The organism is Streptomyces sp. NPDC091416, from assembly GCF_044756845.1.
In the GTDB taxonomy this organism is placed as follows: Bacteria; Actinomycetota; Actinomycetes; order Streptomycetales; family Streptomycetaceae; genus Streptomyces.
Genome location: NZ_JBIVTU010000006.1, coordinates 64,886 through 85,953, shown reverse-complemented (window position 1 = coordinate 85,953; position 21,068 = coordinate 64,886). Strand labels below are relative to the sequence as shown.

The 21,068-nt window shown below is 73.0% G+C and carries 16 protein-coding genes; 6 read left to right on the top strand and 10 right to left on the bottom strand.

The genetic code is table 11. The annotated features are described in order from the left end of the window. Nucleotides 1–24: 24 nt before the first annotated feature. The 3 genes from ACIQMX_RS19215 to ACIQMX_RS19205 form a co-directional block, all read right to left on the bottom strand. On the bottom strand, nucleotides 25–5,016 hold the full coding sequence (locus tag ACIQMX_RS19215; RefSeq protein ID WP_402479586.1) for a DNA repair ATPase: 4,992 nt from the start codon (nucleotides 5,014–5,016) through the stop codon (nucleotides 25–27). Between the two features lie 375 nt (nucleotides 5,017–5,391). Beyond that, on the bottom strand, nucleotides 5,392–7,521 hold the full coding sequence (locus ACIQMX_RS19210) for a flotillin family protein (protein ID WP_402479584.1): 2,130 nt from the start codon (nucleotides 7,519–7,521) through the stop codon (nucleotides 5,392–5,394). 115 nt (nucleotides 7,522–7,636) lie between these two features. Further along, nucleotides 7,637–8,299, bottom strand: a complete 663-nt coding sequence (locus ACIQMX_RS19205) for a hypothetical protein (RefSeq protein WP_363068589.1) — start codon at nucleotides 8,297–8,299, stop codon at nucleotides 7,637–7,639. A gap of 301 nt (nucleotides 8,300–8,600) precedes the next feature. On the opposite strand from ACIQMX_RS19205, the gene ACIQMX_RS19200 reads away from it, so the two are divergent. Together ACIQMX_RS19200 and ACIQMX_RS19195 are read left to right on the top strand one after the other, a co-directional pair. Next, nucleotides 8,601–9,686 carry a PucR family transcriptional regulator gene (locus ACIQMX_RS19200; protein WP_402479579.1) on the top strand — a complete coding sequence of 362 codons (1,086 nt, stop codon included), beginning with the start codon at nucleotides 8,601–8,603 and terminating at the stop codon, nucleotides 9,684–9,686. Between the two features lie 273 nt (nucleotides 9,687–9,959). Next, nucleotides 9,960–11,504, top strand: a complete 1,545-nt coding sequence (locus tag ACIQMX_RS19195; RefSeq protein WP_402479577.1) for an MFS transporter — start codon at nucleotides 9,960–9,962, stop codon at nucleotides 11,502–11,504. A gap of 18 nt (nucleotides 11,505–11,522) precedes the next feature. On the opposite strand, the gene ACIQMX_RS19190 is transcribed toward ACIQMX_RS19195, so the two are convergent. Then, nucleotides 11,523–12,038, bottom strand: a complete 516-nt coding sequence (locus ACIQMX_RS19190; protein WP_363068595.1) for a nitroreductase family deazaflavin-dependent oxidoreductase — start codon at nucleotides 12,036–12,038, stop codon at nucleotides 11,523–11,525. Between the two features lie 129 nt (nucleotides 12,039–12,167). Between ACIQMX_RS19190 and ACIQMX_RS19185 the strand changes: the two genes are divergently transcribed. Together ACIQMX_RS19185 and ACIQMX_RS19180 are read left to right on the top strand one after the other, a co-directional pair. Further along, entirely contained in the window at nucleotides 12,168–12,815 is a 648-nt protein-coding gene (locus ACIQMX_RS19185) for a class I SAM-dependent methyltransferase (protein ID WP_402479574.1), read from the top strand. Between the two features lie 124 nt (nucleotides 12,816–12,939). Then, entirely contained in the window at nucleotides 12,940–13,494 is a 555-nt protein-coding gene (locus ACIQMX_RS19180) for a MarR family transcriptional regulator (protein ID WP_363068599.1), read from the top strand. Here ACIQMX_RS19180 and ACIQMX_RS19175 read toward each other — a convergent pair. The 5 genes from ACIQMX_RS19175 to ACIQMX_RS19155 form a co-directional block, all read right to left on the bottom strand. Continuing rightward, nucleotides 13,491–14,747, bottom strand: a complete 1,257-nt coding sequence (locus tag ACIQMX_RS19175; protein ID WP_363068601.1) for a cation:proton antiporter — start codon at nucleotides 14,745–14,747, stop codon at nucleotides 13,491–13,493. The genes ACIQMX_RS19180 and ACIQMX_RS19175 overlap by 4 nt on opposite strands. Nucleotides 14,748–14,749: 2 nt before the next feature. After that, a complete protein-coding gene (locus tag ACIQMX_RS19170; protein ID WP_148019850.1) occupies nucleotides 14,750–15,220 on the bottom strand; it encodes a cation:proton antiporter regulatory subunit in 471 nt (156 codons plus the stop codon). A gap of 173 nt (nucleotides 15,221–15,393) precedes the next feature. Next, nucleotides 15,394–16,833 (bottom strand): SPFH domain-containing protein, encoded by a 1,440-nt coding sequence (locus ACIQMX_RS19165; protein ID WP_363068603.1) that lies wholly within the window; start codon nucleotides 16,831–16,833, stop codon nucleotides 15,394–15,396. Between the two features lie 77 nt (nucleotides 16,834–16,910). Then, nucleotides 16,911–17,420, bottom strand: a complete 510-nt coding sequence (locus ACIQMX_RS19160; protein WP_402479570.1) for a hypothetical protein — start codon at nucleotides 17,418–17,420, stop codon at nucleotides 16,911–16,913. A 106-nt stretch (nucleotides 17,421–17,526) separates the two neighbouring features. Continuing rightward, nucleotides 17,527–18,012, bottom strand: coding sequence for a peroxiredoxin (locus ACIQMX_RS19155; protein ID WP_363068607.1), 486 nt, complete (start codon nucleotides 18,010–18,012; stop codon nucleotides 17,527–17,529). 111 nt (nucleotides 18,013–18,123) lie between these two features. Between ACIQMX_RS19155 and ACIQMX_RS19150 the strand changes: the two genes are divergently transcribed. Beyond that, nucleotides 18,124–18,852 (top strand): alpha/beta fold hydrolase, encoded by a 729-nt coding sequence (locus ACIQMX_RS19150; protein WP_363068609.1) that lies wholly within the window; start codon nucleotides 18,124–18,126, stop codon nucleotides 18,850–18,852. On the opposite strand, the gene ACIQMX_RS19145 is transcribed toward ACIQMX_RS19150, so the two are convergent. Next, nucleotides 18,822–19,469 carry a TetR/AcrR family transcriptional regulator gene (locus ACIQMX_RS19145; protein ID WP_363068611.1) on the bottom strand — a complete coding sequence of 216 codons (648 nt, stop codon included), beginning with the start codon at nucleotides 19,467–19,469 and terminating at the stop codon, nucleotides 18,822–18,824. The genes ACIQMX_RS19150 and ACIQMX_RS19145 overlap by 31 nt on opposite strands. A 69-nt stretch (nucleotides 19,470–19,538) precedes the next feature. On the opposite strand from ACIQMX_RS19145, the gene ACIQMX_RS19140 reads away from it, so the two are divergent. Beyond that, nucleotides 19,539–21,002 carry an MFS transporter gene (locus ACIQMX_RS19140; protein WP_363068613.1) on the top strand — a complete coding sequence of 488 codons (1,464 nt, stop codon included), beginning with the start codon at nucleotides 19,539–19,541 and terminating at the stop codon, nucleotides 21,000–21,002. The last annotated feature ends 66 nt before the right edge of the window (nucleotides 21,003–21,068 follow it).

Sequence of the window (21,068 nt, the reverse complement as noted above, 5' to 3'; positions counted from 1 at the left end):
GCTCCCTTCCGTCGATCCGTGCGGTCAGTGGTCCTCGTGTGTTGCGCAGGGTTGCGCGGAGGGAGTTCCGGAGTGGGTTCCGGCGTTCGTTCCGGACGGTGGGCGGGAGAGCAGGTGGCGTGGGTCGGCGGCCCTGCTGATCGCCGTCTCGACGGCCGCGATCCGGTCCGCGAGCAGCCCGAGCGCGGCCACCGCGCGGGTCAGCGGATCGCCGTCGGGACCGCCGAGTGCCTGGCCGCGGACGTACGAGGCGGTGACGGCGGCCCAGCGCTCCGCCTGGCCGGGACCGAGCGTTCCGCGCAGGGCGGCGAGTTTCAGCAGGGCGACCTCGGCGCCCGTGGTGAGCGTCTGGGCCTCGCCCGTGTAGTGGTCGTCGATGACGGCGGACAGTTCGGCGTCGTTCATCACGGGCACGATGCGTTCCGCGATGCGGTTCATGTTGCGGTACGAACCCTGGAGCCGGAAGGGCGGTTCGGTGCGCGTCGCGTCGGTCTGCGCGGCCGAGGCGATGTACGCGGCGTTGACCGCGAGGACGGTGTCGCGGGCGTGCAGCAGATGGCGGAGCACGGCGGTGATCCGGTCCACCTCGGCCGGGGCGTAGGGGTGGTGGAGCCGGTCCGCGCGGGCGGTGGCGTCGGTGCCGGAGGCGAGCCGCAGCAGCAGGGCGAGGTCCTCGCGGGACCGGCCGGCGAGCGGCGCCAGCACCGGGTTGGCGGTCAGCGCGTTCTCGACGAAGCTCAGGGCGAAGACGTCCTCGCGCCCGCTCAGCACCTCGCCCAGATTCCAGACGTCGGCCCGGTTGGCCAGCATGTCCGGGACCTGGAAGCGCTCCCCGGACTCGGTGTACGGGTTGCCCGTCATGCACACCGCGAACCGCTTGCCCCGCAGGTCGTGGCTGCGCGGCTCGCCGTCCCGCACGCCCTCGATCCTGCGGGTGGCGTCGCAGAGCGGGATGAACTTCTGGAGCAGCTCCGGTGAGGTGTGCTGGATGTCGTCGATGTGGAGCAGGGTGTTGTTGCCCGCCTCCAGCGCGAAGTTGATCTTCTCGATCTCCTGGCGCGCGGTCGCGCTGCGGGCCTGCGCGGGGTCCAGCGAGGTCACGTCGTGGCCGAGGTTCGGCCCGCTGACCTTGACGAGGACCAGCCCGAGCCGGTCGGCGACGTACTCCATGAGCGTCGTCTTGCCGTAGCCGGGCGGCGACACGAGCAGCAGCAGGCCCTGCGAGTCGGTGCGCCGGCCGGCGTCGGCGGTGCCGAGCTGCTTGGCGAGGCTGTCGCCGATCAGCGGCAGGTAGACCTCGTCGATCAGCCGGTTGCGCACGAAGGCCGACATGACCCGGGGCCGGTGGTCGTCCAGCCGCAGCCGGGTCCGTTCGGCGGCGACCAGGGCGGTGCGCCGGCGCTGATAGGCGCGGAAGCCGGGGGCGGACGAGATGCGGAACTCCTGCGTACGGGAGAGGAGTTCGTCGATCCGGACGGTCAGCCGGCCTCGCTCGATGCGCGGGTGGACGCCGAGCAGGCCGTCCACGGTCGCGGTGAGCGGGGCGTCGTCCTCGTAGCGGGCCAGGACCGGCTCCGGGCAGAGCTCGACGGCGACGGCCTCCGCGAGATCGTCCGCCGTCAGGTCCGCCCCGCTCGCCCGGGCGTACGAGCCGAGCCAGCCCTCGACGAGCTGGCGGCGGGCCGGCAGCTCGTCGTCGAGAGCGGCGAGATCCTCGTCGTACGCCGAAGTGCCGGTGGTGCGGCGGAACTTGTCCAGGAAGGTGCGGACGTGTGCGGCGGTGACGAAGCCGTCCGGGCCGCTCGTCAGCTCCTCGAAGAGGTACGCGGCGACGGCCCGGGAGCCGTCCCCGGCGATGACCGCCGCCCACTCCTCCTGGAGCGCGGCGAGGGCCGGGCCGAGGCCGAACGTCTCGCGGGCGCGTGCCAGGGAGCGGGCCCGGCGGGTCCAGGAGGTCCGGCGCGCGTCGTCCGTCCCGTACGCCCAGAACAGCTGGGCGGCGGCCCGGACGGCGGGCGGGCAGCGCAGGAGCCCGGCCGACGCGTGCAGCCGCAGCAGCACGGCGAGGATCGCCGCGGCATCGTCGTCATGGACCCCGCGCTGGTACCCCTCGTCGTACGAGGCGGCAGCCGACTCCCGTACGAGTGAGCCCAGTTCACCGTCGTCCAGGGAGCTCAGCGAGTCCGCGCCGTGTTCGGCCAGGAGCCGGGCGGCCAGGTACTCGCCCCGGTAGACGGACGGGGACTCGGAGGGCAGCGGCTGGTCCCAGTACGGGCGGGTGGCGGCGAAGTCCGGATCCGTGACCGGGGCCCGGTAGTCGGTTCCGGTGACGGCGAACGCGAGCCCCTCGCCCTGCGGCACCAGCGTCAGCTCGAACGGCTGGGTGTTCACCGCGAACCGGTGCCGGCCCAGCCTGATCGTCGACCCGCCGTCGGCGTACAGCTCGCTGCGGTCACGCAGGGCCCGGCCCGCCTCCTGGCGGGCGGCCAGCAGCTGCCCGTCGAGCTCCTCGGCCCTGACCGTGTCGCCGAGCCCGCGCAGCTCCCCGGCGGTGCGGCGGACCTTGGCGACCATCGGGTCGGAGGCGAAGTAGGTGTGCACGGCGTCCGCGTCGGCCAGTGCGGAACTGCGGCGGGCGACGGTCTCCAGCACCCGGGCGGCGGAGGCGGCGAGGCGCTCCGTCCGGCGGGCGACGGCGTCCTGGAGCGTCTGCCTGCGGGCCGAGAACGCCTCGTACACCTCCGTCCGCCGTTCGCCCAGCTCGGTCAGGAAGTCGTCGAACTCGGCGAACCGCGCCTCCAGGTTCTCCAGCTGGAGCAGCAGCCGGGCGAGCTGCTCGTCACAGGCGTCCGGGGTGTCCGCGGCGGCCAGCGCGGCCGTGACGGCCTGCCCCAGCAGTGCGAACTCGGCGGCGAACTCGGCCCGGCCCTCCTGGTCGAGCAGGGCGCGGCGGCGGGCGTCGAGCGTGGCACGGGCCCGGTTCACCCCACCGAGGACGCCCGCGATGCGCTCCAGGATCGAGGTGCGGACCACACCGTCACCGATGTCGAGGCCGGTGACGACGTCCGACACCGTGGACAGCCCGTCCGTCATGGCCGCGAGCCGCTCGCCGAGCGCGGTGGCGTCGGTGACGGTGGCGAGAGCTGCGGCCTGCTCGGTGAGGCGGGCGACGTCCTCGTGGTAGTCGGCGAACGCGTCGTCCCCGGCCAGGAACGCGACCGCGCGCCTGCCCGCCGAGGCGATGTCCTCCGCGGTGGCGGCGGTGAGCTCGGCGATCCGTCCGGTGTCCGCGTACCGCATCTCGGCGAGGGTGGCCAAGTGGCCTTGGGCAGAACGCAGTTCGGTCAGCCGCTCGACCCATTCGGCGGCCGTCCGGGGCGCCTCGCCACGGACCCGGCGGACCAGGACGGCGATCCGGTCCGCCGTCTCGGTGAGGGCGTCGGCTGCGTCGCGGGTCTGCTCCCGCACGGCGTCGAACTCGGCGAGCACGTGCTGTGCGGTGTCGCGGAGCGCCGCCAACGGCTCCCCGAGGAGCCCGAGTTCGCTCTCGTCCAGCCAGTGGTAGCGGTCGGTGGCGCGGGAGCAGTCGGCCAGCAGCCGGGCGTAGACGGCGGCCGTGGGGGTGCTCGATTCGGCGCTCTGCGCGAGTGCGAGGCAGTCGGAGATGCCGCGCACCAGGTCGGCGTTGCCGACGCGGGCGAGCGGGCCCGTCCCGGACGGGCGGGAGGCGGCGAAGGTGTCGGAGACGTACGGCGTGCGCCAGCGCTGCACCGGGTGAACGCGGGCCGGTCCGGCGTCCCTGCCCTCCAGCGGGTCGCGCAGGAGCACGAGCGTGCCGTCGTCGAGCAGCGCGTGGCCGCGGCCCTGGAGCGGGGTGGCGACCTCCTGCCGGATCACGTTGTACGGGAGCAGCAGGCTGCGCCCGTCCTCCCGCGAGCGGAACACGTACAGGACGTCCTCGCCGTTCGGGGAGCGGACGGCACCCTCGAAGACGGGGTCGGTGAGGGGTTCGGCGATGTCGAAGGTCTTCGCGGTGCCGGCGGTCAGGTAGTAGCCGCCGGGGAAGATGATCCCCTGGTCCTCGGGGAGCAGATGGCAGGAGGGACCGATCCCGTCCAGCCGCCGCACGGTGCCGAGGAGCCGGTTGAAGACGAGATGACGCCAGGTCTCCTCCTTGTACGGCCGGACGCGGAGCAGGACGAGCGGCCCGGTCTCCGCGTACGCGACCTCGGCGTCGGCGAGCGACTGGAGGGGTTCGTCGACCGGTTCGCGGTAGATCCCGTCCGGGGTCTCCGTGTCGTCGGCGGTCCTGAGCGTGAGATGCCCGCCGAGCGTGGAGAGGCGGAGCGGGGCGCGGTCGCCGTCCCCGGTGCCGCGTGCGCCGATGGCGATGTGCGGGTGGCGGCCGGCGACGTGGTCCTCGCGGCCCGCGACCGTCCAGGTGAAGTCGTGCGAGGGCGGGAACACGTGGTCGCGGTCGCCGCGGGCGTCGAGGAAGGCGCCGGGCGAACCGTCGGCAGCCAGGGCCCAGCGCAGGACGCGGATGTCCTCGGCGTTCTCGCCGGTACGGAAGACGGCGAGGAGCCGTCCGTGGGTACGGCGCAGCCGCAGGAGGCGGGCGTCGCGGTAGTAGCGGTGGAGGCCGCGGAACTCGCGCACGAACGCCTCGTCGGCGAGGAGCGGGGCGGTGGCGGCGGTCAACTCGGGTCCGAATGCCGCGAGTACGTCGTCGACCGAGGGATCGTCGCTCCGGCCGGGTCCGCGCGCGAAGCCGAACAGCAGCTGTCCGCCGATGGCGACGAGGTCGCGGGCGGTGGACGGCTGCGCCGTCCTGACCTGCTCGCTGCCGAGCAGCTGGAGCCCGGTGGAGCCGAACTCCTCGGTCCGCCGCGCGTTGAGCGCCTCGGCGCGGTGCGTGAGCTCGGCGGCCTGGGCGCGGAGCCGCCGCCGCAGCACGTCGTAGACCCCGTCCTCGGGGCCGTGGCCGTCCGGGGTCGGCGGGGTGGCGGTGTCCATGCGGCTCCTTACGGGGCGGATGTGTGTCCCGCGGCCGGCGACTGTCCTCGATCGCCGGACGGGCTCGGGCGTGGCCTCGGGTTCGGGCGTGGCCCGGGGGCGTCCTCGGTCGCCGGACGGGCTCGGGGCGCGGGCGTTGTCGTGGTGTGCGGGTGGGCCCGGGTGTGCGGTCCGTCCTCGATCGCCGGACGGGCCTGGATGCGCCTGCCGTTGACGTGAGCCCGCCGGTGAGCGATCCGGGCCGGCCGCATTCCGGCGGTGCGGCCGCTTTCAGCCCGCCTGGCCTGTGAGGACGGGCCGTGCCCGGAGGCGCTTCCAGTGGGCCGGTCCGGCCCGGACCGGCCCGCCCGGCGATTGAGGGCACTGGGCCCTGGCCTACCCCACCGGCGTACCGTTCCGGGCCGAGGCCGGGGCCGAGGCCGGCGCCGGGGCCGGGATCGGGGTGATCGGGGCGTCCGCGAGGCCCAGGGACCGCGCGTGGTCCAGCAACTGGCGGAGCTGGTCCGCCCCCGGACCGCCGCCGGCTCCGGGCGCGGCCATCATCCGCATCAGCAGCGCCGACACCGTCAGGTTCTGCACGTCGCCCGACGTCACCGACCCCAGTACCCGCGTCATGTCGTCCGTGAACGACGACGTGCCGTTCAGCCAAGCGCCGCCCAGCGCCTTCGCCGTGTCGGAGTTCTCGACGAATCCGTCGATGCTCTTGCCCATGGAGACGGCCGAGACCAGCCGGTCGAAGAAGACCGACTCCCCGCCGACGATGTCGATGTCGGCGTTCTCCAGGCCCGTGGCCAGCACCGTCGCCTGCGCCTCGGCGACCTGACGCTGGACATCGAGGCCCGCGAGCCGGATCTCCTTCTCCGCGGCCAGCCGCAGCCGGTACTCCTCGTGCCCGCGCGAAGCGTCGTCCAGTGCCGCCATCGCGGCCGCCTTGTCCGTGAGCCCCGCCGCCTCCGCCTTCAGCTTCTCGCCGATCATCGCCGCGTCGGCCGTCGCCTGGGCCCGGGTGCCCTCGGCCGCCGCTAGCGCCCTGAGCCGGGAACCCTCCGCCTCGGCCCTGAGCCGGGCGGACGTCGCCCCGGCCTCGGCCAGGCCGGTCTTCTCGATGACCTCGGCCGCCGCGTCCCGCACCTGTACGTCCGCGAGCCCGGGCGCCGCGGCCTCCGCCTGGACCCCCTCGGCCAGCCGCAGCTTGGCCCGGGCGTCCAGGTCCGCGGTCTTCAGCCGGGCCTCCGCGAGCGTCAGCTGCTCGGCGGCCCGGTGCGCGGCTGCCGCCTCGGCCGCCTCCGCCGCCTTGATGTCCTTGACCAGCTGCTCCTGCGCCTCCGCCTCCGCGGCGATGATCACGGACTTGCGCGTGCGCTCGGACTCCTCGACGGTGCGCAGGGTCTTGATGGACTCCTCCTGCTCGGCGACCGTACGGTCCACCGCGATGCGTTCGCGGATGACGTCGGCGACCTCGCGGCGCTCCGCCTCGACCTCCTTCGTCGCGGCGATGCGGTTGAGCTCGGTCTGCCGCTCGCGCCCGATGACCTCGATCATGCGGTCCTTCTCGATGCGCTCGTTCTCCACGGCGATGACCCGCTCGCGGTTCTTCTGCGCGACGGCGATCTCCCGGGCCTGGTTCTCCCGCTGGATGCCGAGCTGCTCCTCGGTCCGGATGAACGCGGCCTGCGCGCCCAGGCGTTCCTCCTCCTGGACCCGGGCGGTGACCGCCTCCTCGCGGGCGCGCAGCGTCTCCACCTCGCGGCGCTGCTTGATCTCGGCCTCGGCCTGCCGGCGCTCCAGTTCCAGGATGGTCTCCCGGGCGTCGACGTCCTGCCGGGTGATCTCCTTCTGCTCGGTGCGCTGGAACTCGTTGGTCCGTACGTGCTCGATCGCCGTCAGCTCGGTGATCTTCCGGATGCCCTGTGCGTCGAGGATGTTGGCGCCGTCCAGCTGGACCATCGGGGTCTGTTCGAGGAAGTCGATCGCCGCGTCGTCGAGGTGGTAGCCGTTGAGGTCGGTGCCGATGACCCGGATGATCCGGTCCCGGAACTCCTCGCGCTTGGTGTAGAGGTCGACGAAGTCCAGCTGCTTGCCGACGGTCTTGAGCGCCTCGGAGAACTTCGCGGCGAAGAACTCCTGGATCGCCACCTTGTCGCTGGCCCGTTCCGTGCCGATGGCCTGGGCGACCTTGATGACGTCCTCGACCGTCTTGTTGACCCGGACGAAGAACGTGATGTGGATGTCGGCGCGGATGTTGTCCTGGCAGATCAGGCCCTCGCGCCCGGTGCGGCGGATCTCGATGGTCTTCACCGAGATGTCCATGGACTCGGCCTTGTGGAGCACGGGCAGGACGACCGCGCCGGTGAAGGTCACGTCGACCTTCTTGGTCTTGGAGATGATCAGGGCCTTGCCCTGCTCGACCTTGCGGAAGAGCCGGGTGACGACCAGGAGCAGGGCGATCGCGATGAGCAGGACCACGGCGACGATCAGGCCGAGGCCCAAGGAGATGGCTTCCATGACAGTCCTTGGCGGCTGGTGGTGCGGACAGGAGAAGAAGGAGAGGTGTGCGGCCCCGGCCGGATCCGGGCAGCACGGAGCGGCCCGGGGCGTGGTGGGGACGCGGGCGCCCGGATCAGGCGGTGGGGCGGGGCGGCGTACGGCGGTGCGTACGCGGCAGGGCCGGCGGCGGTCCCGGGTCGAGCGCACGGTCGTACGGGGAGACCCAGAAGAACTCGCCCGCGTCGTCGTACGCGTACAGCAGTCCCGGACTTCCCGCCGACAGCGCGTCGTCGGCCGGCGCCAGTTGGCGTACCTGCACGATCGCGGTGGATCCGTCGGCCGCGGCGACCTCCGCCTGACCGAAGTCCGTGCCGACCGAGCCGGTACGGATCGTGCAGACCCGCCCCAGGAAGTCCTGGCGCGATGGAGGAGGCTGGTCCGCGAAGAAACGGCGGAAGTGGTGCACCAGCAGCCGCACCACGGCCCAGGCGGCCAGCAGCGCGCCGGCGAGGACGCCGAAGGCGAGCGCGGCCCGGACCGTTCCGGTGGCGCCGCTGCGGTGGAGCAGGACCGAACCGGTGAGCGCCGAGAACCAGCCCACGGCCACCATCACGGAGACCGAGACGGTGACGGGCACGCCGCCGATGCCGGCGAAATCGGTGTCGAGGTCCGCGTCGAAGGAGTGGTGATCGGCCGCACCGGCCAGGACGAGCAGCCAGAAGGCGATGACGACGACCAGCGCCGCGGAGAAGAGCACGGCCGGGAAGGACTGCGTCGCGGTCAGAAACTCCTGCATCGGTCCACCCCCTGCCCGCTGTACCGGCGGCTGAGCCGGTGCGTGTCGCGGGGCCGGCGGTGACCCCGGAGCCGCGGCGCCGTCCCAACGACACCGCGGCAGCCGGGTCTTCCCCCGCCCCCTGCACCCCCGTGTTTCCCCCGTGGTCCCCCGGTTGGTGCTGACAGGATCGTGTCATCCGCACACGGTTGGCCGCATTGCCGGACTCCGGCAATCTTTCTCCGTGCTCGATGCCGGGCACCGGCATGCGCGCGTATGCGTTGTGTAAATATCAAGGACGCATCAGGAGTGGAGGCGGGGCGTGGCGGAACCGGTGATTCCCGACGGTTTTCTGGAGGGCTACGCCCATATCCTGGGCGAGGTCGCCGTCTCGGGCCGCCGGCTCACCCGGGAGGAGCTCGACACCCGCCGCACCCTCGGCAGGCAGGCGGCCGAGGCCGGGCACCAGTTGCGCGCCCTGGTCCGGATGCATCTGGCCGAGGCCCGCGCCTCCTGGCCGTCCGCCGGTCCCGGGGCGACGCCGGCCGCCACCGCCGCGTCCACCGAGAGCGTGCTGGCCGCCGTGGAGCAGACGGTCGACGCGTTCGCCGAGGGTTTCGAGCGGGCCCAGCGCCTCACCGTCCGGCGGGAGGAGGCGGCCCGCCGGGAGTTCATCGACGACCTCCTGTACGGACGGAGCGACCTGGGCCGGCTCGCCGAGCGCGCCACCCGGTTCGGGCTGCGGCTCTCCCGCGCCCACGCCGTCGCGGTGGCGTCGGGCCCGGAGGCGTACACCGAGACCGACGCCGTGACACGGCAGGTGGAGTCGGCGCTGCTGGCCCGGTTCAGCGGACGCAAGATCCTGCTCACGACGAAGGGCGGCCGGCTGATCTGCATCGCCCCCGGCAGCCAGCCCGATGTCCTGCGGTACTTCGCCAAGCAGGCGCACGCGGCGACGGACGGCGGCCGGGTGGCGATCGGCCGGGCCCACCGGGGGCCCGGCGGTGTGGTCCAGTCGTACGACGAGGCGCTGGACGCGCTCGATCTGGCGGACCGGATGGATCTGGACGACCCCGTGCTGTTCGCCGCGGATCTGCTGGTCTATCCCGTGCTGACCCGGGACCGGCAGGCGATGGCCGACCTGGTGCGCAGCGAGCTCGGCCCGCTCCAGCAGGCGCGGGGCGGCGCGGAGCCGCTGCTGAAGACGCTCTCCGTGTACTTCGACGCCGGCTGTGTCGCGGCCGAGACGGCCCGGCGCCTCGCGCTGAGCGTGCGGGCGCTGACGTACCGGCTGGAGCGGATCCACCAGCTCACGGGCTCCGACCCGTCCGACCCGATGCACCGCTACACCCTTCAGACCGCGGTGATCGGGGCCCGGCTGCTCGACTGGCCGGCCAAGGAGATCTGAGCCCTGCCGCTGCTGTGCAGCGGCCCGCGGGCGGTGTCCCGCCGTCTCCCGTACGGGCCGCGGGCGGTGTTCCGCCGTCTCCCGTACGGCACGCGGGCGGGCGTCCCGTCGTCCCCGTACGGCCCGCGAGCGGTGTTCCGCCGTCCTCGCCCCTGCCGGGTTCCGGCAGCGTTTCCCGGCGGCGACCCTCCCCGCATGCGAGGAGGCCGAGCTCCGCCTAGCGTGATCACCCGGGGGATTCCGGTGTCGTGTGCAGTGAGGGAGATCCGCACCATGGCCCGTCATTCACGTCAGGCAGGGGACCCCTCCGAGAACGGCGGACGGGGGCGGGTGGCCACCGAAGCGGCGTCCCGGGCCGCGCCCGGACAGGAGCGCGGGCCCGCCCACCGGTGGTGGGTGCTGGGCGTGATCGGGCTGGCCCAGCTGATGGTCGTCCTCGACGCGACGATCGTGAACATCGCGCTGCCCTCCGCCCAGCAGGACCTCGGTTTCAGCGACGGGAACCGGCAGTGGATCGTCACGGCCTACGCCCTCGCCTTCGGCTCTCTGCTGCTGCTCGGCGGACGCATCGCCGACCTGGTCGGCCGCCGGGTGGTGTTCCTGACCGGTCTGGTCGGCTTCGCGGTCGCCTCGGCCATCGGCGGCGCCGCTCCGAGCTTCGAGGTCCTCGTGCTGGCCCGGGCCCTCCAGGGCATGTTCGGGGCGCTCCTCGCCCCGGCCGCGCTCTCGCTCCTCACGACGACGTTCACCGTGCCCAAGGAGCGGGCGAAGGCGTTCGGGATCTACGGCGCCATCGCGGGTGCGGGAGGTGCGGTGGGGCTGCTGCTCGGCGGGGTGCTCACCGAGTACCTGGACTGGCGCTGGTGCCTGTACGTGAACCTGCTGTTCGCGCTCGTCGCCTTCGTCGGCGGCGCGCGCCTGCTCACCGCCGGTGCGCCGGCGGACCGGCCGAAGCTCGACATCCCGGGGACCCTGCTGGTCTCCGCCGGGCTCTTCTGCATCGTGTTCGGGTTCTCCAACGCCGAGACGCATGCCTGGAGTTCGGTGCAGACCTGGGGGTTCCTGCTGGCCGGTGCGGTGCTGCTCGTCGCGTTCGCGTGGTGGCAGACCCGGGCGGAGCACCCGCTGCTGCCGTTGCGCGTGGTGCTGGACCGGGACCGTGCGGCCTCGTTCCTCGGCATGTTCATCTCCGGCGCCGGCATGTTCGGCGTGTTCCTGTTCCTGACGTACTACCTCCAGAAGAGCCTGCTGTACTCGCCGGTCTCCACGGGCGCCGCCTTCCTGCCGATGGTCGCCGTCATGATCGTGGCGTCCGTGACGACGACCAACTCGCTGGTGCCGCGGTTCGGCGCCAAACCGATCGTGCCGCTCGGCATGGGCCTGGCGGCGGCCGCCATGATGTGGCTGACCACCCTGAACCTGAGCAGCGGCTATCTCGCCCATGTGCTGCCGCCGTTGCTCTGCATGGGTCTCGGGCTGGGCATGGTCTTCGCCACGGCGATGAACCTGGCCACCGCCGGAGTGGGGGCGCGGGACGCCGGAGTGGCCTCGGCGATGGTCAACACCAGCCAGCAGGTGGGCGGCTCCATCGGTACGGCGCTGCTCAACACCCTGGCCACCAGCGCCGCCACCGACTACCTGGTGGGCCGCAAACCGACGCCGGACGCCCTCGCCCAGGCCCAGCTGGAGAGCTATTCGACCGCGTACTGGTGGTCGGCGGGCTTCTTCGCCATCGGCCTGCTGGTCACGGCGATCCTCTACCGCCGGGGGGCACCCCGCCCCCACCTGGTCGAGGAGACCGGGGCGGCTCCGGCCTGAGACGGCCGCCGCCCGGGCTCAGCGCCCGGGCCCGGGGCTCTCCACCAGCCGGACGAACGGGATGGACTCGCCGACCCGCCGGTAGTCCTCCGTACCGCCGTCGACCGTGAACCCCATGAACGCGGAGAGCCGGCGGGCGGTCCTGGGGTGGCGGGGCGCGTACCGTGTCATCACCTCGCCGCCCTCCTCGGCCGGCAGGAAGTACGCCGTCACGGCGTGGAAGCCGCGTCCGGCCTGAACGGTGGCGTGCGGCGTACGGAGCAGATTGCGGTACCAGTCGGAGCCCGGTCCGAAGCCCGAGGCCACCGTCCAGCTCCGCCGGCCGTCCGCCGTCATGGATTCGACGACCTCGACCACTGTCCGCCGGGGCAGGCCCGAGGTGCGCCCGGTGTGCACGAGCAGCAGCAGACGGCCCCGGAACAACGGTCCGAGCCCCGCGCGGAACATGTGGACGGGCAGCCGGACCGCGGCGCGCCGCAGTCCCGTCGGCAGGGGCGGACGCTGCGGGCCGGGCTGAGGCGAGGGTTCAGACATCACTGTGCAAACGTTGCACAGTCCAAAGGTAGGTGTCATGGTCCTATGCCATGGATTCGGTGACGGTTCGACACCGTTTCGGCTTCGGTACGCCCCCGGAGCGAGCGGACACGGCCTAGGGTCTCGGCCATGGTCGAACACGATGTCCTCACGGCGACCCGCGAGGCCTACGACGCCGCCGCCCGCACCTATGCCGAGCTGTTCTGCGACGAACTGCGCAACCGTCCGCTGGACCGCGCGATGCTGGGCGCCTTCGCCGAGCACGTACGCGCGAACGGGGACGGGCAGGTTGCGGATCTCGGATGCGGACCCGGACACATCACTGCCCATCTGGACACCCTGGGTCTTTCCGTGTTCGGTGTGGACGCGTCCTCCGCGATGATCGAAGCGGCGCGGCACGCCCATCCGGACCTGCGGTTCGACATCGGCTCCATGGCCGCGCTCGACATCGCCGACGGCGTGCTGGGCGGCGTTCTCTCCCGCTGGTCCGTCATCCACACACCGCCCCCGGAGCTTCCCGGCATCCTGGCGGAGTTCTGCCGGGTCCTGGCCCCCGGCGGTCACCTGCTGATCGGCTTCTCCGCCAGTGAGGGCCCCGCGCACCCGACGCAGGTCTTCGACCACGCGGTGGCGCCGGCCCACCGGTGGTGGCCCGATCACCTCGCCGCGCTGCTGCGCACGGCCGGGCTGGCCGAGACGGCCCGGATGGTGCGCGAGCCGCAGCCGGCCGACCGGCGGCAGTTCAAGGAGGTGTACCTGCTGGCCCGCAAGGCCTGACGGGCCCGTCGGCCGCAGACGGCCCCCGATTCGGGTACGGCCGTCCCGGGCGGCAGGAATAACGTTACGGCCGCCCCGTACGGTCGGAATATGGGTACAGCCGTTCCGCACGGTACAAAGAGGCATGGCCGCGCACGAACAGTCATCTGAGGAACGACCGTCCGCCCCGGGCCGGGACGACGTCGACGCGGTGACGCGCGCGGTGCTCACGGCGTCGCGGCTGCTGGTGGCGGTGTCCGCCCGTTCGCTGGCGACGGTCGAGGACCGGGTGACGCTGCCCCAGTTCCGGCTGCTCGTGGTGCTCGCCACGCACGGGGACGCCAAGCTGGTCTCGCTCGCCGAACGGCTGGGCGTGAACCCCTCGACCGCGATGCGCATGGTGGACCGGCTGATCGCCGCCGGTCTGGCGGAGAGGCAGGTCAACCCGGCCAACCGCCGGGAGACCTCGCTGCGGGTGACGCCCGAGGGCTTCCGGCTGGTGGAGGACGTCACCTCGGCCCGCCGCGGGGAGATCGCCGCCATCGTCGAACGCCTCGCGCCGGAGCAGTGCACCGCGCTGATCGAGGCGCTGACGGCGTTCACCGCGGCGGGCGGCGAACCGGCCGTGCCCGGGGGCGGCGCGGACGCCTACCCCCTGGGCTGGGCGCCCGACCTCCCCGCCCCCGGCGAGATCGCTTAGGGCGTGTCCGCGGTCGCGGCCAGCTCCGGCTGCTCCTGCGGGGTGCGCGCCTGTGCGACGGGGCCCGTGTCGGCCGGGCCGGCCGGGCCGTCGCCCTTGCCGCGCCACTTCCGGATCTGCTCGACCGCCGGCTGGGTCCAGCGCGCGGTGAGCGGGCCCACGATGACGAGGATGAGGACGTACGCGGTGGCGATGGGCCCGATCCGGGGCTCGGTGGCCACGGCCAGTCCGGCGATGACGATGGAGAACTCGCCGCGGGCCACGAGCGTGCCGCCCGCCCGCCAGCGCCCGCGCGATCCGATGCCGGCCCGCCGGGCCGCGTACCAGCCGGTGGCGATCTTCGTGAAGACGGTGACGACGGCCAGCAGCGCGGCCGGCAGCAGCACCGGCGGAATCTCCGCGGGATTGGTGGAGAGCCCGAAGAACACGAAGAAGACGGCGGCGAAGAGATCCCGCAGCGGGGTCAGCAGCTTGCGCGCGCCCTCCGCGACCTCACCGGAGAGCGCGATGCCGACGAGGAACGCCCCGACGGCCGCCGACACCTGCAACTGCTGGGCCACGCCGGCGACCAGCACGGTCAGCCCGAGCACGACGAGCAGCAGCATCTCCGGGTTGTCGGAGGACACGGCCCGGCTGATCAGCCGCCCGTGCCGCAGCGCCAGGTAGAGCACGAAGCCGACGGTGCCGAGCGCGACGAGCAGCGCGATGCTGCCACCGGCGAAGCCGACACCGGCGAGCATCGCGGTGAGGAGCGGCAGGTAGACGGCCATCGACAGGTCCTCGATGACCAGCACGCCGAGGATGACGGGAGTCTCCCGGTTGCCGAGCCGGCCCAAGTCCGCGAGGACCTTGGCGATCACCCCGGACGAGGAGATCCACGTGACCCCGGCCAGGGCCACGGCCCCCACCGGTCCCCAGCCGAGCAGCAGGGCCGCGACGGCGCCGGGGGTCGCGTTGAGGACGAAGTCCACGGCGCCGGACGGGTACTGGGTCTTGAGACTGGTGACGAGTTCGGAGGCGCTGTATTCGAGGCCGAGCAGGAGCAGCAGCAGGATGACGCCGATCTCGGCGCCCACGGCGGTGAACTCCTCGCTCGCCCCGAGCGGCAGCAGCCCGCCCTCGCCGAAGGCGAGCCCGGCCAGCAGGTACAGCGGGATGGGCGAGAGTCCTACGCGGCCGGCGAACCGGCCGATGATGCCCAGTCCCAGGATGACGGAGCCGAGCTCCACCAGCAGTGCGGTCGTGTCGTGCACGGTCAGCCCTCCGCAATGATCTCGGAGAGCGTGTCGACGCCCTCCCTCGTACCGACGGCGACGAGCGTGTCCCCGATGGCGAGCCGGAAGTCCGGCCCGGGTGACGGATGCGCGCTGTGGGTCCGCAGCACCGCCACGATGGAGGCCCCGGTCCGGGTCCGTGCCCGGGTGTCCCCGAGCAGCCGGCCGCCGTACGGGGAGCGCGTCCCGAGCGGGATGTGCTCGGTGACCAGGTCGATGCCCTCGGTCCGCACGGCGTCGATCGGCGCCGCGTCGATGAGGTGGGCGAGACCGGTCGCCTCCTGTGGGGTCAGGGGTACGGAGAGTTGACAGGAATCGGGGTCGTCCTGGTCGTAGAAGCCGATGAACCGGCGCCCGTCGTGGTGGACGACGACGGAGATGTGCTGGCCCGACTCGGTGGTGTAGTCGTACTGCACACCGACTCCGGGCAGTGTGGTGCGGTGGGTTCCCATGGCTTCCTCCCGAGGAGCGCGGTGTGCGTCTCTGATGTCCTTGGCGATCTCTTTAGCTCCGCATGACCATATCCGGAGGGTCCCGCCGCCTTCGTGGCCGGTCTTCCGGCCCCTGTACGCACGCGTGCCCGGCCGGTGCGCAACCGGCCGGGCACGCGGGGTCGGGCCGGGCGTCAGCCGCTGATCTCGATCTTGCCGTTCGGTTCGGCCGCGGTGTCCTGCTGGGCCGGGACCTCGGGCTTGGGGTCCGCGCCCTTGAGGTTCCGCAGCAGGGCGGCGAGGTCGACTCCCGTGGTGGAGCTGAGGAGCTCCATGCCCTGCGCGACGTTGTCCGTGACCGTGCGCGACAGCCGGCTCGCGCCGTCCGTCGAGATGACGGTCATCTTGTCGATGGCGCTCAGCGGCTCGGCCGCCTTGGCGACGACCTGCGGGAGCACCTCGACGAGCATCTGGAGGACGGCCGCGTCGCCGTACTGGGCGAAGGCGTCCGCCTTCTTCTGCATGGCCTCGGCCTCGGCCGAACCGCGGGCGGCGATGGCCGCGGCCTCGGCCTCGCCCTCGATGCGCACGGCGTCGGCGAGCGCGGAACGGTGCAGCTTCTCGCCCTGGCCGGTCAGCCGGGAGCGCTCGGCGTCCGCCTCGGCCTCCTTGACCTGGGCGATGCGGCGGGCCTCCGCCTCCTGCTCGGCCTGGTAGCGCGCGGCGTCCGCGGGCTTGCGGACCTTGGTGTCGAGCTCGCGGTCGGTCAGGGCGGCCTGGCGCTCGGCGACCTTCTCCTGCTCGGTGAGGACCTCCTGCTGACGCGCGGCCTCGGCGAGCGGACCCGCGGCGTTCGCCCTCGCGGCGGCGGCCTCCGTCTCGGCCTTGATCTCGGCCTGCTTGAGGTAGAAGGTCCGTTCGGCGATGGCGATCTCCTCGGCGGCCTTCAGCCGGGCCTGCTCCGAGGCGCGCCGGGCGATGGCCTCGGCGATGTCGGCCTCCTGCTTGGCGCGGGCGGCCTCCGGGCGGCCGAGGTCCTCCAGGTAGGAGCCCTCGGTGGTGATGTCCTGGATCTGGAAGGCGTCCAGGATCAGGCCCTGGCCGGACAGGCTGGCCTCGGCCTCCTCCGCGACCTGGCCGGCGAACGCGGCCCGGTCGCGGATGATGTCCTCGACCGACATGCGGCCGACGATGGCGCGCAGCGCACCCGAGAGCACTTCCTGGGTGAAGCCGACGATGCCGTCCTGCTGCTGGAGGAAGCGCTGGGCCGCGGCCCGGATGGCGTCCTCGCTGCCGCCGACCTTGACGATCGCGACGCCTTCGAGGTTGGACTTCACCCCGCGCAGGGTGACGGCCCCGCGCACGGCGACGGGGATGTGCCGGCTGGAGAGGTCCAGGGTGAACTTCTGCTGGACGAACGGCACCACGAAGACGCCGCCGCCGACGACGACCTTCTGGCCGCTGTTGTCGATGCTGGACCGCCCGGTCACCGGGTCCACGGACTTCTTGCCGCGGCGTCCGGTGATGATGAACGCCTGGCTGGGTCCGGCGACCTTGTAGCGGGTGATGACGGCGAGGGCGAGCAGGAAGAGGAGTACGACGACTCCGACGATGGCGATCAGGACTGGACTCATAGGGCTGTCCCCCTCTGCCTCCCGACCGGGGACGGCAGTTCTGTGGCGAGCGGTGGCGTGCGGGCCGGTGGACCGGCTCAGCGTTCGACGGGACGGACCGAGACCGAGGTGGTCGAGAGCGTGGCCTCGACCCAGATCTCGGCTCCCCGTGCGACCGGTACCGGGCTCTTCGCCGCGAGTTTCACGCGCTGGCCCCCCAGGTGCACCAGCACCTCCCCGTAGCCGTCGGCCGGAATGGCCGTGACCACGGAGCCGGACGTGCCGACGAGGTCCTCGTCCCGTGGGGTGGCGTCGGTCTGATCCCGCATCAGGGCCCGGCTGAACTTCCAGGTCAGCCAGGCCGCGACCAGGCCGGCGAGCGCGCCCGCCGCGGTGGCGGCGACCGTGCCGGCGCCGGTCGTGCCGAGCACGATGGCGCCGCCGAAGCCGAGCATCGAGAGGAAGCCGGCGATCACCGGAAGGGAGACCAGTCCGCTGAAGAGACCTTCCAACAGGCCCCCGAAGAGCCCTTCGAGGATCCCGTCGAAGATCAGCGACAGGGCGAGCAGCGCGATTCCCGCAATTCCGAGACCGAGAAACAGGGTCACGCGGTCACTCCTCCCGGCTGCCGGAATCCCCCGTAGTTTTCCGTCGAACTGGCTGGATGGTCCCATACATCCCCGACCGCCGACACTGCCGTATCCCGGCAGAGTTCTACCTGTTACCCATGCCGGACAAACGCTCCGCCAGCGTGTCCAGCGACTGGAAGGTGGCTCCCAGCAGCGCCACGTGCTTCCAGCGGAGCACGCCCTCGCCGTCGATCAGGAAGACCGCGCGCCGCACCCCGATCCCGGGCGCCGCCACCCCGAACGCCCGGGCCGTCGCCCGGCCGGCGTCCGCCAGCAGCGGCATCCGCAGCCCGTGGGTGCGGGCGAACGACTCGTGGCTGTCCACGTCCTGCGGGCTGATGCCCCAGACCTCCGCGTCGAGCCCCTCGAAGGTCTCCATGCCCGAGGAGTACGAGCAGAGCTGCTTGGTGCACACGGCCGTGTTGTCGCCGGGGTAGAAGGCGAGGACGAGGGCGCGGCCCCGGGCGGCGGAGAGCGTGTAGTCGCGGCGGGCGAAGCTCTCCCCGTCCAGGACGCCTCCCGGGAGCGTGAAGTCCTGGATCTGCTGGCCGACGACGGGTGAGGTTGCCATGTGAAGTCCTTTGCGGGTCCGGCAATTGGGGGAGCGGCGCTGCGTGCGGGTGCTGACCGTGCCCGTACAGCATGCTCGTTACGGATCCGATCACCGCACCCGGAGGTACACATGACGCAATCAGGCCCGCCGGAGGCCGCGGTACTCCTGCTGCACGGCGGCCGGGAGACCGGTCTCGGGGTGCCGCCGCCCGGCCCGCTCAACCTGCCCGCGGTGCGGATGCGGCCGTTCGCACGCGTCCTGCGGCGCGCGCTGCCCGGGGAGGTGCTGGTGCGGGCGGTCCGGTACGGGCACCGGGGGTGGAACGGGGACCGGGAGGATCCGCTGCACGATGCCGTACGTGCCCTGGACGTCCTGCGGCGTACGGCGGGCGGGATCCCGGTCGTGCTGCTCGGGCACTCGATGGGCGGCCGGGCCGCCCTGGCCGCCGCCGGACATCCGCTGGTACGGGGTGTGGTCGGCCTCGCCCCGTGGTGCCCGCCGGGCGACCGGATCACCCAGCTCGCCGGACGGGACGTCGTCCTGGTGCACGGAACCCGCGACCGGGTCACGAACCCGGCGGACTCCCGCGCACTCACCGAACGGGCCAGGAAGGCGGGGGCGCGGACCTGTCTGGTCACCGTGCCCGACGGCGACCACGCGATGCTCCGGCGCGCCGGAGCCTGGCACCGCCTGACGGCCGCTCTGGTCGCCGGACTGCTGGACCGTGCGCCCCTGCCCGGTCCCGTCGCCGAGGCGCTGCGGCTGCCGCCGGGGGCCGCGGCCGAGGAGGGAACGGTGGAGCTGGACCGGGTGCTGCCGCCCGGGTCCTACGCCTCGGGCGGCACGGGCGGGGTGTAGTAGCCCAGGAACATGTCCACGCCGTGGGTGATCAGCCGGTCGGTGGCGTCGTCGTCGATCGTCGTGCCGTACGAGCCGAAGACGAGGTGCGGGAAGACCAGCAGCGCGTACAGCTGGATGATCGCCGTCTCCAGGTCGGGGACGAGCAGCCGGCCGCGGCCCGCCAGTTCGCGCAGGGCGTCGGCGACGGCGGGGTGGTGGCCCTCGGGGCCGTGGCCCTGCCAGGCCTGCGCGATCTCCGGGAAGCGGTGCAGTTCGGCGGCCACCAGATTGCGCAGGGCGATGACGTCGGCGTTGCCGCGCACGGCCGCCACCCAGGTCCGGGCGGCGTCGATGAACGCGGCCCGCAGGTCGGGGGCGTCGGCGAGGGCGGCGAGCGCCGTCGTGGACGCGCCGTCGAGCGGTTCGTCGAGCGCACCCGCGACGACCGCGGTGAACAGCGCTTCCTTGCTGCCGAAGTGGTTGTAGACGGTCACCTTCGAGACGCCCGCCCCGGCGGCGATGGTGTCCATGCCGACGCCGAACCCGTCGCGGAGGAACGCCTCCCGGGCCGCCTGCACGATGGCCTGCCGTTTGGCGTCGGCGCGGGGTCCGGTGGGGCGGGGCCTGGAGTCCATCGGGCGATGCTAACAGTGACCTGAACTGAACGGTTGAGTTCATATGAACTGGTCCGTACAGTTCAGTTCATGAGCCATGACACGACCCCGAAGACCTCCGCCCACGACGCCGGCCCTCCACCCGCCGGCCACCACCGTCCGCCCGGCGTCCGCAGGCCCGGGACGATGCTCGCGCTGATCTGCGCGGCCCAGTTCATGCTGGTGCTCGACGTCACCGTGGTGAATGTCGCGCTGCCCGGCATGGCCGCCGACCTGCACCTCGACCGCACCGCGCTGACCTGGGTGGTCACCGCGTACACCCTCTGCTTCGGCGGGCTGATGCTGCTCGGCGGACGCCTCGCCGACACCCTCGGCGCCCGCCGCACCCTCCTCGCCGGCCTCACCGTCTTCACCGCCGCCTCGCTGGTCTCCGGGCTCGCCGGAAGCGCGTCCGTGCTGATCGGCGGCCGGATCGCACAGGGCGTGGGCGCCGCCCTGCTGTCACCGGCGGCGCTCTCGCTCGTCACCACGTCCTTCCACGGCGCCGCACGCAACAGGGCGCTCGGGGTGTGGGCCGCGATCGGCGGCACCGGATCGGCCGTCGGGGTGCTGGTGGGCGGTGCGCTGGCCGCCGGACCCGGATGGAGCTGGGTCTTCTACGTCAACGTGCCCGTCGGACTGGCCCTGCTGGCGGCGCTCCCCGTCGTCGTACCGCCGGGCGCGCCCCGGCCCCCGGCCCGGCTCGACGTGCCCGGGGCGTTGCTCGTCACGGCCGGTACCGGTGCGCTGATCCACGGCCTCGTCGGGGCCGGGGACGGCGGCTGGGGCGCCCCCGCCACCCTGCTGTCGCTCGCCGCGGCCGCGGTGCTGTACGCCGGGTTCGCGGCGGTCGAACGGACGGCCCGGGAACCGCTCATGGACCTGCGGATGTTCACCCGGCGCCCGGTGCTCGCCGGGGCGTTCCTGATGCTGATCGCCACCGGACTGCTGATCGCGTTCTTCTTCCTCGGTTCGGTCTACCTCCAGCACGGCCGCGGCTTCGGGGCCATGCGGACCGGACTCGTCTTCCTGCCGGTGGCGGTCGCCGTCGGCGCGGGCGCGCACCTGGGCTCGCGGCTCGTCACGTCGGCGGGAAGCCGGGTCACCGCGGTCGGCGGGATGCTGACGGCCGCAGCCGCCTGCGTCCCGCTCACCCGGATCGACGCGGACAGCAGTGTGTACGGGGTGCTGCTGCCGGGCCTGGCGGTGGCCGCGTCCGGGCTCGGGGCGGTGTTCGTCACCGCCACCACGACGGCGCTCGGCCTGGTCGCGCACGAGGAGGCGGGGCTCGCGTCCGGCGTGGTCAACACCTTCCACGAGGTGGGCGGCTCGGTCGGGGTGGCGGTCGTGTCCGCGGTGGCCGCCGCCGGAATCGGCGGCGCGGCGGGCACGGTGACCGGCTTCGCGGACGCGTTCCTCGTGTGCGCGGTGGCGGCGGGCGGCTGCGCGGTCGTCTCCGCGGCGCTGGTGCCCCGGGGGAAGCCGGAGACCGGGGGTGCGATGCCGTTGCACTGACGGTGCGGCGGGCGGCCTGCGGATGCGGTGGCGGTGCGGCCGTCCGACGATGAAGGGCCGGGCAGC